General features: G+C 42.1%; 13 protein-coding genes and 4 tRNA genes. All 17 read right to left on the bottom strand.

Annotated elements, in window-relative coordinates; all coding sequences use genetic code 11:
- A partial coding sequence (locus FTU79_RS13665) for a GTP-binding protein (RefSeq protein ID WP_228154768.1) occupies positions 1-175 on the bottom strand: 175 nt, incomplete at its 3' end.
- 154 nt (positions 176-329) lie between these two features.
- Positions 330-404: transfer RNA gene (locus tag FTU79_RS13660), tRNA-Thr, on the bottom strand.
- A 23-nt stretch (positions 405-427) separates the two neighbouring features.
- Positions 428-503 (bottom strand) — tRNA-Gly (locus tag FTU79_RS13655).
- A gap of 38 nt (positions 504-541) precedes the next feature.
- Positions 542-625, bottom strand: a tRNA-Tyr gene (locus FTU79_RS13650).
- Positions 626-679: 54 nt separating this feature from the next.
- Positions 680-755, bottom strand: a tRNA-Thr gene (locus FTU79_RS13645).
- Between the two features lie 98 nt (positions 756-853).
- Positions 854-2,347 carry an anthranilate synthase component I gene (gene trpE, locus FTU79_RS13640; RefSeq protein WP_180050762.1) on the bottom strand — a complete coding sequence of 498 codons (1,494 nt, stop codon included), beginning with the start codon at positions 2,345-2,347 and terminating at the stop codon, positions 854-856.
- Positions 2,348-2,464: 117 nt separating this feature from the next.
- Positions 2,465-3,133, bottom strand: coding sequence for a phosphoglycolate phosphatase (locus tag FTU79_RS13635; RefSeq protein WP_180002846.1), 669 nt, complete (start codon positions 3,131-3,133; stop codon positions 2,465-2,467).
- Between the two features lie 77 nt (positions 3,134-3,210).
- The gene (locus tag FTU79_RS13630; protein WP_180012116.1) at positions 3,211-3,960 is read right to left on the bottom strand and encodes an FHA domain-containing protein; all 750 of its coding nucleotides are present in this window, start codon (positions 3,958-3,960) and stop codon (positions 3,211-3,213) included.
- 77 nt (positions 3,961-4,037) lie between these two features.
- Positions 4,038-6,269: a type II secretion system secretin GspD gene (gene gspD / locus FTU79_RS13625; RefSeq protein WP_180050750.1), complete on the bottom strand. Its 2,232-nt coding sequence runs from the start codon at positions 6,267-6,269 to the stop codon at positions 4,038-4,040.
- 42 nt (positions 6,270-6,311) lie between these two features.
- Positions 6,312-7,178 (bottom strand): type II secretion system protein N, encoded by an 867-nt coding sequence (locus FTU79_RS13620; RefSeq protein WP_180012118.1) that lies wholly within the window; start codon positions 7,176-7,178, stop codon positions 6,312-6,314.
- The gene (gspN, locus tag FTU79_RS13615; RefSeq protein ID WP_180012120.1) at positions 7,178-7,921 is read right to left on the bottom strand and encodes a type II secretion system protein N; all 744 of its coding nucleotides are present in this window, start codon (positions 7,919-7,921) and stop codon (positions 7,178-7,180) included. Before gspN ends, FTU79_RS13620 begins: the two co-directional genes overlap by 1 nt.
- Before the next feature lie 167 nt (positions 7,922-8,088).
- Complete coding sequence (locus tag FTU79_RS13610; protein WP_180007248.1) at positions 8,089-8,415, bottom strand: H-NS family nucleoid-associated regulatory protein; 327 nt, start codon at positions 8,413-8,415, stop codon at positions 8,089-8,091.
- Positions 8,416-8,557: 142 nt separating this feature from the next.
- Positions 8,558-8,989, bottom strand: coding sequence for a thioesterase family protein (locus FTU79_RS13605; protein WP_180050746.1), 432 nt, complete (start codon positions 8,987-8,989; stop codon positions 8,558-8,560).
- A gap of 9 nt (positions 8,990-8,998) precedes the next feature.
- Complete coding sequence (locus tag FTU79_RS13600; RefSeq protein WP_180050743.1) at positions 8,999-10,192, bottom strand: heme biosynthesis protein HemY; 1,194 nt, start codon at positions 10,190-10,192, stop codon at positions 8,999-9,001.
- 6 nt (positions 10,193-10,198) lie between these two features.
- Positions 10,199-11,041 (bottom strand): hypothetical protein, encoded by an 843-nt coding sequence (locus tag FTU79_RS13595; RefSeq protein ID WP_180007023.1) that lies wholly within the window; start codon positions 11,039-11,041, stop codon positions 10,199-10,201.
- Positions 11,038-11,817: a uroporphyrinogen-III synthase gene (locus FTU79_RS13590; RefSeq protein WP_180002832.1), complete on the bottom strand. Its 780-nt coding sequence runs from the start codon at positions 11,815-11,817 to the stop codon at positions 11,038-11,040. Before FTU79_RS13590 ends, FTU79_RS13595 begins: the two co-directional genes overlap by 4 nt.
- Before the next feature lie 3 nt (positions 11,818-11,820).
- Positions 11,821-12,738 carry a hydroxymethylbilane synthase gene (gene hemC / locus FTU79_RS13585; protein ID WP_218945470.1) on the bottom strand — a complete coding sequence of 306 codons (918 nt, stop codon included), beginning with the start codon at positions 12,736-12,738 and terminating at the stop codon, positions 11,821-11,823.
- Positions 12,739-12,752: the final 14 nt, after the last annotated feature.

Here is a 12,752-nt window from a genome sequence, read left to right as displayed (position 1 = left end):
GTGCTTTTTCTTCTGGTGCAGAGTCGATTGCAGCGTAATCTTTCGCTTCACCGCCGAATTTTTTTGCACATACAGTTGCAATTGCAGCTGTTAAAGTCGTTTTACCATGGTCAACGTGACCGATTGTGCCCACGTTAACGTGTGGCTTATTACGTTCAAACTTAGCCTTAGCCATGCTTTTCTTCCTCGTTTACGTCGAACACAATTCTGAGTAAAACCCAGCTCCGACATATCGCCTAAAAAAATAAACACCCAATACTTGAAAAGCAGACTAAAAAGCCTGCTTCTGGAATCTTGTGCAACATTTAAAGTTGCTAAACTGTAAAATCTGGAGCTCTTATCGAGATTTGAACTCGAGACCTCTCCCTTACCAAGGGAGTGCTCTACCACTGAGCTATAAGAGCAAATATAAGCACTTCAATAGATATGGAGCGGGAGACGAGGGTCGAACTCGCGACATGTAGCTTGGAAGGCTACCGCTCTACCAACTGAGCTACTCCCGCACGATGTTGGTACAAACCACTTATTGAAGTCTTAAAATTGGTGGTGAGGGAAGGATTCGAACCTTCGAAACTTTCGTAGCGGAGTTACAGTCCGCCCCCTTTGACCGCTCGGGAACCTCACCATTTTACACTTACTTCAGTGTCGTTCTTTCTACTCACTCTCAAACTTTCTAAGATGGTGCCGGCACACGGATTCGAACTGTGGACCTACTGATTACAAGTCAGTTGCTCTACCAACTGAGCTATGCCGGCGTTTCTTAGTGTTTCGTACGTTTCGTATCGGAACGGTGTGCAGTTTAGCAAATCTTGAAATCCTTGCAAGTGTTTTTTCTAAAAAAAACGTGAAAAACTCATAAAATCAATCCATTTGATGATAATTCAACCGCTTTGATCACTGCGCGAGCTTTTATTTGGGTTTCATTCCACTCTGATTCAGGATTTGAGTCATAAACTACCCCTGCTCCAGCTTGAACATAGACCTTATTTTCTCGAATTATACAGGTACGAATCGCAATCGACATGTCCATTTCCCCATGCCAGCCTAAATAACCAACAGCACCACCAAAAATTCCACGTTTTACTGGTTCAACTTCGTCAATAATTTCCATAGCGCGGATTTTTGGTGCGCCTGAAAGCGTACCCGCAGGGAATGTTGCCTTAAAAACATCCAAAGCATCGACATCATCACGTACTTCACCTTGTACATTTGACACAATGTGCATGACATGCGAATAACGTTCGATCACCATTTGATCAGTCACGTGAACTTTACCGATTTTAGAAACACGTCCAACATCATTTCGACCCAAATCGATCAACATCAAATGCTCTGCAATTTCTTTTTCATCAGATAGCAAATCTTTTTCAAGTGCTAAATCTTCTTCTTTGGTTTTACCCCGTGGTCGCGTGCCCGCCAAAGGACGAACTGTTGCTACACCATTTTCTAGGCGGGACAAAATTTCAGGTGATGAACCGACGATATGAAAGGGAATGTCATTCTCAAGTGTTTGCCCTTGCACCAAGAACAAATATGGAGATGGATTGAGGTGACGTAGTGCACGATAGACCTGCAAAGGCTCACCATCAAAATCGGATACCATACGATGGCCCGGCACAACCTGCATCACATCACCGGCTTTAATGTACTCTTTTACTTTTGCAATAGAGTCAATAAAGTTGTCATGTCCAGTGATGGATTCAAACTGTGGTGCAGTATGCTTATTTGCTTTGAGTGCAATTGGGGTTGCCAAAAGTTCTTCTAGCTCATCCAATTGTTGCTGCGCTTGGGTATAGGCCTCAGCATCATTTACATCGGCATGTACAATTAAGAATAAAGTATCTTTGAGGTTATCAAAGACAATGACGGTTTTAGATAGCATCATCCAAATATCTGGAATCCCGACTGGGTCAGCTTCTGGCACATTATTGAGCTTCGGTTCGATATAACGCACAGCGTCATAACCAAAGTATCCAACCAATCCACCGGTAAAGCTCGGTAACGTAGGCAAATCTTGCTGTGTAGGGACTTTATATTGTGCTTGGAAGTCACGGATGTATTGAAATGGGTCTGCACATTGTTGTTTTTCAATCGAACCATCAACATGTTGAACGGTCAACTGCCCTTCATTACACGAAAATACGGTGGACTCACCCAAACCAATAATGGAGTAACGTGCCCAGTTTTCGCCACCCTCTACAGATTCAAATAAATAGGCTTGTTTATGTTGTTTTAATCGCGCAAAGACAGACAGCGGAGTTTCTGTATCTGCCAAGCGCTGACGATAGACTGGAATCAAGTTATATCCAGCAGATTTCAGTTGTTCAAATTGAGTTTGTGTAGTCATCTCGGTTTCTCTATATTTCGCGTGGTCAATTTCAGTTAATTTCTTCTCATGCTGATTGAGTGACGCCATCGAAAACCTACACACTTGCTCATTTTCACTTCCTTAACCCTAATTATTTCAACCCAATAATTCTTTTAAGTTATCGACCACATGCTGCGGCTGACAATCTCGAATATTTTCACCATGATTATAGCCATAGCTGACCACAATACAATCAATACCAGCACGACGTGCTGCCTCTACATCATTGACAGAATCACCCACCATCAAAATTTGCTGTTTTGGCAAGGCATAATGTTCCGCACAATACTCTAGCTGCTTGGGATGTGGTTTCCGCTCTTCAAAACGATCTCCGCCTATCACATCATCAAAGTAATCATGCATACCCAGTGCCTGTACAATACTGCGTGCCGGTTGCTCTGGTTTATTGGTTACACAAATCAGAATTTTCTGCTCTGCTTTTGCCCAATCCAAGAACGATAGAATGCCGTCAAAGGGCTGCGTCAAGACACAAGGATCGGCATTGTAAATTTTTAGAAAAGTTTCCAGTAAAAGGTGGTGCTGTGCGGCATCCACCTTTCCGGTCAAGTATTCAAGTACGCTATGACAAAATAATGAAGTCCCTTTCCCAATCCAGTTTCGCACCTGCTCTTCTGTGACCAAAGGTAATTGCAACGCATTTAGACTCATATTCATCGCACGATGTAAGTCAGATGCTGAATCGACTAGCGTTCCATCCAGATCAAATAAAATCATTTGGCGTTCTGCTAAACGAACTTCAAACATAATGTCCCTCTATTTTTTTGTAAATTTTCCCCATAAAAAAGGCATGCCCATGCATGCCTTTTGAGGAATGTCTCGGTTTATTTAAACAACACCCATGCAATAATTGCAAGAATGATTAAAACAATGACTGAGATTAAGCCTACAGAGGCATTTTTTTGCGCTTCACGCTCTTGCTCTACACATGTCGCTGGAATTTCTACATCACATGCTTCATTTTTCGGAGCAGCAGTAATGTCAATTCCCTCAGGGATTGGCGCAGGTTTAGGCACACCCACATTGGTCGGCATACCATCACGAGTCAATTGAACTGAACCATCACGCTCTTTCAACTCTGGCATCCCTTGATCATTCATTTGTTGTGCTGCAGTTTTAACGATAGGCTCTTGTGTCTCAGTTTCAGACGTTTTAACAACAGGTTCTTGTGCCGCAGTTTCAGAAACCGCAACAGCTTCAGACGGCTGCTGAACAGGTGTAATTTCTTCTGTTTGCAACGCTTCAACGCTTTGTTCAATATCCGCTGGGATCTGAACAGCTTTAGCTGGAGCCAATAAACTAAACTTCACACTGGCAAACTGTACAATATCACCTTCTTTTAAAAGTGATTCACCAGTCAAACGGACATCATTAATAAACGTCCCATTGGATGAATTGAGATCTTGCAACCAGAGTGCCTGATCTTTCAGTACAAAGGCAGCATGTTTACGCGATACATCAGATTCTTGTAAAACAATATCTGCTTGTTGATGACGACCCACCAACATATCTCGCTCAATACTAATTTCTTGTCCTGTTAAATCACCAGAAATTGCTTGAATTTTCCAAGTCATGAAGTTAATTCTCTATTGCTCGTTTTTTTCATCATAGCATGCAGTGGTTTCAAAGCTAAACCACCCTACTGTCTAACCTAAGGAGTTTCCGCCACTTTGCCATTCGGTACGGTTATGGTTTGGCGCTTCACTGCAGGTTCAATGGCGACTGGCGTGGAGACCACTGCCGCTGGCTGTGTGGTTTGTGGTGCTGTAGGTACCGTCTTATACACAGGGGCTGGTGCTGTACCTTTTGAAACAGGTATGCGCTGCTGATACACATCGTCCACATTTTCAGGTAATTTCGCAAAATTACCGTCATTATCCAGTGCCAGTTGCAGACTATAGAGCTGACTGTAACGTTGCTGAGACATTTTCTTCACATCAGCAGAATTTCCAACAATGGTCGGATGAATAAAGATCAGCAAATTGCGTTTACTGTTGGATTTTCCTTCCGAGCTAAAAAGTTTGCCCAGTACAGGAATAGCCCCGAGCCCCGGAACGGATTGACGCCCATGCAATGTATTGTCCGAGATCAAACCACCCAACACAATCGTTTGACCATGCTCTGCCAAGATCGAGGTTTTAATCGCACGTTTAGTCGTAACTAAGTCCGACGCTTGACCTTTATTGTCTTTTACATCAGAAACTTCTTGCTCGACCTCTAAACGCACCGAGCCGCCATCACCAATATGCGGCACAACTTTCAAAGTAACACCGACATCTTTACGCTCAATCGATGTATACGGATTGGCTGTACCACCATTGGTGGTGACCGAACCTGTCACAAATGGAACGTTTTCACCCACCACAATATAGGCTTCTTCGTTGTCCATCGTCACTATCGACGGTGTAGATAATAAATTGGATTTGGTCTTTTCTTTTAAGGCCTGAATCATCGCACCATAGAGTTTGCGCGAACCATCACTGCCTTCACGATAATCACCAAGAACTAAAGAAGTACCCGCACTCACCGCGCTACCCGCACCCGCAGCACCACCAGTTAAATAACCTGCGGCAATATTTTTTAAACTAGAACCAAAGTTATCAAAGTTAATTAAGCCGATACCACTACTGATATCTCCCAACGCCCATTGCACACCGAGCTGATCGGTATCCGTGCCTTCAACTTCAATAATCGCCGCTTCGATCAGCACTTGCTGACGACGAATATCGAGCTGCTGAATCGCAGATTCAATTTCACGCATGAGCTGCGGATCTGCTTTCACAATCAGTGCATTTTGTGTGGCATCAGCAATAATACTCACGCCATTGGCATTAAAGCTTGAGATACCGTTTTGCGTATTATTGGAAGAGTTATTACTGTTGAGGTTAATACCTGAACTGGTGTTATTTTGTGAACTGAATGACTGTGAATTCGAACTGTTACTATCATTCATTAAACTGTTCATCGTGCTGCTATTTGAGCTATTCGATGAATTTGTACTCGAAACGGCCTGCCCTGTGACCAAGCCTTGTAAGATTTCTGACAAGTTTTTGGCACTTGCATACTTTAGACGAAAAACTTTCAATCCACCCAATCGATCTGCAGCAGGCACATCTAAGGTCTCAATAATCTTACGAATACGCTTACGTGTCGCTGTATCACCTTTAATGATAATACGATTGGTTCGATTGTCCGCAATAATACGAATTCGTGAACCTTTCGGGTCTTTTGATGCGCCGGTCGAACTCATCGACTCTAACAGCCCAATCATTTCTTCGGCCTGACTCGATTGCAGCGTCACGGCTTCGATATCATTTTGACCCGTTCCATCTAAATTACGAATAATCGTTTCGAGCTGGTAAATATTACTAGCACGGTCTGAGACGATCAGCGCATTGGTCCCCGCCACTGCTGACAAATGTGCAAATTGCGGCATCAGTGGACGTAGGGCTGGAATTAAGTCGTTGGCATTGGTGTTATCAAGCCAAATTACTCGGGTGACAATTTGGTCTCCAGACGCACGGTGGCGCGCATCATAAGGAATGCCCGAGCTTTTTACATTACTGTCTGGAACCAGTTTAATGGTGTTGCCCGATGGAATCGCCACCACGCCATTGACATTCAATACACCGAGAAACAGGTCATAGACTTCATTTTTATTTAAAGGCTTATTGGAAATAACCGTTACATTTCCTCGTACCCGTGGATCAACTGCAAAATTTTTCCCCGTGATATCTGCGACTTCATTAATGAATGCCGTAAGATCTGCATCACGTAAATTGATTTTCCATGTTTGTGCATAACTTGCTGTGCTGACCATAGCAACCAAGGGCACCATGGCATAGGCAGCTAAAGTTGAACGGTTATTATTAAATAAAGCCATATACGCCTGTGTTTCCTAACCCTATAAAGTGATGAAACATCACTAAAAATCCTGTTGTATGGTCATCACTTGATCACCACGTTTGACTTCAAGTTTCACCTGCCCTTCACGGCGGGCTTGTTCTAATAATTGCGCCTCAGATTGTCCTGCACCGACTGCCTGCCCATTTAAAGACATGATGCGGTCACCCGGTTGCAAACCCAATTTATTTCTCAAGGCAGCAGGTGTTCGATTTGAAATCTCAAACCCACCATTACCTGATGGATTCACCCCCATTTCCTGCAGATATTGCTCACGATTTTCTGTCATGCGTTGTACGGCCTGACCAATCGCGGACTGCGTCGTGCCTTGCCCTGAATTTGCAGGATTAGCTGCATTTTGCATGCTGTTATTTTGCAAAGATCCGCCTGATGTTGCATTGGCTGTAGGGACAATCGGTTGATCTAATCCGTTTTCAATACCTTGGAACGCTAATTCACGCCGTGCACCATTACCCTGCGTTAAAATCACCTTATCCCAATAAACTTCAGCCAGTTGATATGATGAACCTTGAATGGTTTCTCCAACCAAGTAGCGATCTGAACTCTCATTGACCTTAATCACTGCCGACGAGTAGCGACTTGGCTGTCCAACCACCACACCTTGTAACACCATATTTAACTGCGCGTCAGCTGCTGAACTGCGGTTTTCCTGAAACAAGGCAAAAGAGCTAATATTAGGAACTTGCGTTTGCTGTGAACCCAATTCAACTCGGTCTAACTGCATGGCTTGTGGCGGTGCAATCAATAACCAAAATAAAGCGGCTAACTTCCAGCACAGGTACAAAATTATTAAAGCCAAGACCACAGGTGCAAGTCGATCTGTTTGCTTCCAATTGATCTCGCGGATTTTTTCGAAATAGTCAGCCATCAGTTCACCCCACTCAATAGAGGTTGACGCGAACTAATCACATACGTATCTAATCCTGCCTTACCTTCATAGGAAGCAACATTCATCAAAAAGCGCTGGGTTAATTGCACATCCAACATGAGGTCTGGCTCAAGTGATAAATTCATCATCTTTTGTTCGCGTTGATCTCGAACATCAATCGACAATTTGCCATTATCGTCTTTTAATTGAGCTAACATGGCAGGCACATTCATTGACTCTTGACGCTGTGCAAAGCTAAAGGATAAATCCCCACCTGCCCACTGCATCTCGCCTAATGACTGACTAAATCCCTGTTGTGGCTTATATTTAAACTGCACATCTTTTAATTGAATGGCATTCGTTGGCCATTGCCAATCGGCAAAACTTTTTAAAGTTTCAGGGGCAATTTGACCCTCTAAGTTTTTGATGCTGATACTTTTGCCAAAACCATACCCCATAACACCTTGCAGTTTGGTATTGCCACTATGAATTTCAACATTTGCACCCAAGCGTAATAAAATCAAGTCCCACGGGCGTGTGTTCCAGTTTAACGAGCCTTTCAAATTTCCTCGTGTCCAATCTGCTTGCCCATGCCAAATATTGCCACTGACGTTATGTAGCATTTGGTTATTTTTATAAAACTTTGTAATGAGCCACGCTGCTGGCACTTGCAGCATAACGAAAATTAAAAAACTGATCGCAGCAAAAATGAGCCACCGAATATTATTAGTTTTATTGATCATCCCACCACAACCGATCCATCAATTTTTTTCCATCATTTAAACATTTTTCTTTATAGACACATTATGCATACTTTTTCTGCATAGCCAATTCAAAGAGATAAAAAAACCAGGCATTTGCCTGGTTTAATTATCCTGAACTCAGGATATGACGATTTCATGAATTGTTCTTAAATTAAGAAGTCTTCTAGTTTCGCGCCTTTTTCTAACTCAGCCACTAACCAACGTGGTTGTTTACCACGACCAGTCCACGTGTCATCTGCATTGGTTTTGCTACGGTAACGTGGCTCAACCGCTTTACGCGTTGATTTTTTACGTTTGCTTAAACCAAATTCAAGAATTTGTTCAACGCTTAAATCTAAATTTTCTGCAATTTCAACAATACGGTTATACGCATCTTCAATCGCTTGATCTTTTTTAGATGCAATCAGTGCTTCAGCTTCTACTTGAAGCTTCTTTAACTCTTCAACTGATAAATTACTAATATCAGGCATAATCTTTAACTCCGAAATTTCATTTTAATAATGCTTATGAAAACTCGCTCATAATATTATAATAAAATTTTTATTCAATAAATAATTTTCATTTTACTACAATATTTTAACACGACTCCTTAAAATATATAAAGTTAAATTGTATTTAAATATTATTTCCCACTGAAATCTCTAAAGCTTTTATTTTTGTCTTTATACTTTCTGGAATTGAAGTTTTTTGTAGGGTAGTTTTATCCACGCACACAATAACTGCATCGCCTGTTGCAACGATTTTTTGTTGCTTTTCACTCCATAATATATAACTCATACGAAATGCACTATTCCTTAATTCTTCAACGCGCGTTGCCACTTTTAAAATATCAGGATAAATCACGGGGCTTAAATATTTACACTGGCTTGAAGCCACAACCGTAACCACAGACTGATCAAATATATCCAACTGGTCTAAATAACCAATCCGCGCACTTTCCATATAACGATAATAATGCACGTTATTTACATGCCCAAAAGCATCCATATCCCCCCAAGCGACGTGTTGAGTATGAACCAATGAATATTGAGCTAAATCTTCTTGCATATTATGTCCTTATATTCGAATTTCCATAAAATTGGCATTATTTTCAAATATTAAATTTAATTGTTTGATCAAGTCATCCTGCTGATTTAAAGCTGACTTGATACGTAAATAACTCATTAATACATCATCTGGATATAATTCTAATAATGCATCCGCCTCAGCTTGACGTGCTGTCGCTTGGTAAATATTCCATTTTGCAAAACTAAAAACAGGCAGCGCAGGATACTTTCCTTCCCAACGTTGAATCTGCTGTTCTACAGCCACATAGTCAGGGTTTTGCTTCAGCATTTTTTGCTGGAACCACAAAAAGAACACTTCTTTGTTAAATTGCTGTTCCAGTAAATGAATAGCCAATTGCTCATGTTCCTGACTCATCTCTGGCACACGAGACAAGACTTTTAACCAAAGCACTTTGACCACATATTTACGCTCTGTTATTTGATCTTGCAAATCCAAATAACGCTGCTTTAGGTGCTGTAAGTCATCGACATCTGCTTGATCAAATGCAGATAATAGTTGCTCCAACCAAGCTTGTTTTGTCAGCTCATCTAAGTGCCCATAACGTGTCGAACGCAAATACAACCAAGGAAACTGCAACGCAAACATGCCCCATAGCGTGGTTAAACGCTGCTCATAGGCCGTGCTGACTTTTTGCAACCATGGCGATAATTCATGTTGATTCAAAAATTCGAGATGCGTTAAAGCCTTTTCACCCTGTTGTTGAGACAAATAAATTTCAATCCGTTGCAATTCTGCAAGCTCAAAAGCCATTGGGTTGGTCTGAGTTAATGCATTTAATGCTGTTTCATATTGTTGCTGAATCCAATATAAACGCGCATCGATCACCCCTTTTAATAATCCAGACTCAGTAAAAGCTTGCTGAATAAAGTTTTTTTGATCTTGCGCAGCATTTAAAAGCCAAATGACAGCCAATTGCTCATAGGGATGTAGTTTATTAAAACTAAAGACTGTTTCAGATTTACGCTGTTCTCGACTTAAATAGCGTTTAACCGCATACCAAAGCATTTGCACGAACAAACTCAGTAGTGCCAGCAATAATGCTAAAAACCAAATATTAGATTGAACTTGCCATTCACGCCAGTATAAATAGACATAGCCTGCACCATGTCCAAAACTCAGCAAACTAATAATGGCAACAACCAATAAGCTAATAAATAAATAGGCCAATAAAATATGTTTCATAGTCGATTATCCTATGAGTGCCCGAGTATTTAATAGCGGTACAGAAATAACCGGAATGTCCTTTAATTGTTCTAAACGTTGGCGTATTGGTTTTAATGAAGCATCTGGCAATTGCTGCATAATTTGCATAATTTCAGTGATTTCTTGTTGAAATTGAGGATATTGTCCTTGATTTAAAACTTGCTGAGCCAAAATTAAACGTAACTGCATTTCTTTTAATACCAAGCTACGCTGCATTAATACGGGACTTGGTTGTTCGACTGATTCGACTTGAATCCATTTTTGCCAAAAAGAAAGACCCTTTTGCTGCTCTTTAGAACTATAGGGCTTTAATATTTCTTTTTCTAACAATTGATCGATCGATTGCAGGGTATTTTTCACTTTATCAGATTGCAACTGACGCTCTGTCACATATTGCTTTAAGGTCTCACGATCTTTTTGAATCACCTGATGCAAACTCATACGCAGTGCAGGTGCCAAGCTCAACTGATCTAATTGTTGGTCTAATTGGTTTAATTTTTCCAAAGCGACAGCAAATTGTTGTTGCTGCATGGCAAATTCAACCAAATCAAGTTGCTGGCCCACAACCATCATTGGCTCAATACTATGGGTCGCCTCAGCAGCAATCGAAGCATTCGATGTCGTTGCAGCCGACATCTCGGTCGTTGTGCCATTCAACTGGCGTTTCAAAGCCACGACCTGATCATTCAAACCTGCATTGCGCTGTTGCAATAAAGTTTGTTGTTGCATCAGTTCGGTTTGTTGAGCATTGACCTGAAACAAGTCAAAACTGAGTTTAGCCAACCAAAGTACGGCGACAATGACCACAACGACAAACAACTTCTTCATGTATTTCCCTGCACGACTTGCACATGCTGCAATATGTGTGTCGCGTTTAAATCTTCGAGTTGAATAATTTTAAAATCTTTGTTCAGTGTTATACGACTTTGCTCAAGTAGCTCGAACAACCTTACACCTAAAACTAAAAAATGTGCATGACTCAGCACTGATAAATGCGACTGAATCAAGTCAAGCCAATTGAGCCAACTGGCCTCACTGGTGATCAACATACAATACGGAGATGACAACTGATGTTCAGAAATGAGTGTTTTTACTTTTTGAGTGGTCTCTTCCGGTAGATGCCGTTCGTATAGCACAAAATTGAGAATCTGAATGCCACGTGCTAGCAACTGCTGCATCATAAATTGACGACCACCTTCACCGCGCCAAAACGCTACACAAGCCCCGGCCTCTAATTGTTCTAAATGGCTTAAGGTGAGCATTCCCTCTGAGGTTTCCACCTGCGGCACAACACTGTGAATGCCATAATCAGCCAGCTTTGCTGCGGTTGCGTCACCGACTGCAATCCATTGAGTATGTTCGAGCTGTTCAAGTGAAATGCCTGCCTTACGCAGACCTTGTATACCAAAGGTGACCGCAGAGGGGCTCACCACAACCAATACATCCGCAGCACTCAACTGGGCGTAGCACGCTGCCAATGCTTCTGACCATGCCCGCGGCTTGAGCTCAAGTAATGGAAGCTCAGCCACAGCAACACCCGCAGAGCGCAGCGTCAAGCTAAGCTGCGCTGCACGATCTGTCGGACGTGTATTGATAAAAAGCATGTATTAATACAGTGCCTTTAAAATTTCACCGGCACCTTGGGTTAACAAGTCTTGGGCCAATTTGACACCGAGCTGTTCAGCCTGTTCGGGAAGACCTACTTGCTGTGCTTTCAACAAGGTTTGACCGTCAACACTACCGACTCGACCTTCCAAATGAATCTGACCATTTTCTAAGGTTGCATAACCTGCAATCGGTACTTGACAGCCACCTTCTAGATATGCATTAAAAGCACGTTCTGCACGTACACAAGAATTGGTCTCTGCATGCATTAAGGGCAAAATTAAATCCAATACAGCTTGATCTTGGCTACGACATTCTAGGCCCAATGCACCTTGTCCAACTGCAGGTAAACTCACAACAGGCTCAAGAGTATGACGAATACGCTCTGCTAAGCCCAAACGCTTCAGCCCTGCACTCGCCAAAATAATCGCATCATAGTTACCCGCATCGAGTTTAGATAAACGCGTACCCACATTGCCACGCAGATCAATAATTTCAAGGTCTGGACGTTGTTTTAAAATTTGGCATTTGCGGCGCAAGCTCGACGTTCCAACCTTCGCACCCTGGGGTAAATCATCAAAACTGTTATAAGTATTTGAAACGAAAGCATCTAATGGGTCTTCACGCTCACAAATCACGGCCAAGCTTAAACCTTCAGGCAAAGCCATTGGCACATCTTTCATCGAATGAACTGCCAAGTCTGCACGACCATCCAACAACGCCGCTTCTAACTCTTTTACAAATAATCCTTTCCCCCCAATTTTGGCTAAAGGGGTATCTAGAATCTTGTCACCTTGGGTCACAAAGGTCACCAACTCAACTTTCAAATTTGCATGAAGTGCTTCTAAGCGTGCACGAATATGTTCCGCCTGCCAAAGTGCAAGCGGGCTTTGTCGAGTTGCGATCTTAAGGATATTCATAAATTTTAAAATAC

Source organism: Acinetobacter sp. YH12144 (genome assembly GCF_013418345.1).
GTDB classification, from domain to species: domain Bacteria; phylum Pseudomonadota; class Gammaproteobacteria; order Pseudomonadales; family Moraxellaceae; genus Acinetobacter; species Acinetobacter amyesii.
This window is presented reverse-complemented; position numbering and strand designations above follow the sequence as displayed.

Excerpts from the sequence above, each read along its gene's own strand:
- gspN (WP_180012120.1), bottom strand. The coding sequence starts at position 7,921 with ATGATCAATAAAACTAATAATATTCGGTGGCTCATTTTTGCTGCGATC.
- FTU79_RS13620 (WP_180012118.1), bottom strand. The coding sequence starts at position 7,178 with ATGGCTGACTATTTCGAAAAAATCCGCGAGATCAATTGGAAGCAAACA.
- FTU79_RS13605 (WP_180050746.1), bottom strand. The coding sequence starts at position 8,989 with ATGCAAGAAGATTTAGCTCAATATTCATTGGTTCATACTCAACACGTC.
- FTU79_RS13630 (WP_180012116.1), bottom strand. The coding sequence starts at position 3,960 with ATGACTTGGAAAATTCAAGCAATTTCTGGTGATTTAACAGGACAAGAA.
- FTU79_RS13635 (WP_180002846.1), bottom strand. The coding sequence starts at position 3,133 with ATGTTTGAAGTTCGTTTAGCAGAACGCCAAATGATTTTATTTGATCTG.
- gspD (WP_180050750.1), bottom strand. The coding sequence starts at position 6,269 with ATGGCTTTATTTAATAATAACCGTTCAACTTTAGCTGCCTATGCCATG.
- FTU79_RS13590 (WP_180002832.1), bottom strand. The coding sequence starts at position 11,817 with ATGCTTTTTATCAATACACGTCCGACAGATCGTGCAGCGCAGCTTAGC.
- FTU79_RS13600 (WP_180050743.1), bottom strand. The coding sequence starts at position 10,192 with ATGAAACATATTTTATTGGCCTATTTATTTATTAGCTTATTGGTTGTT.
- hemC (WP_218945470.1), bottom strand. The coding sequence starts at position 12,738 with ATGAATATCCTTAAGATCGCAACTCGACAAAGCCCGCTTGCACTTTGG.
- trpE (WP_180050762.1), bottom strand. The coding sequence starts at position 2,347 with ATGACTACACAAACTCAATTTGAACAACTGAAATCTGCTGGATATAAC.
- FTU79_RS13595 (WP_180007023.1), bottom strand. The coding sequence starts at position 11,041 with ATGAAGAAGTTGTTTGTCGTTGTGGTCATTGTCGCCGTACTTTGGTTG.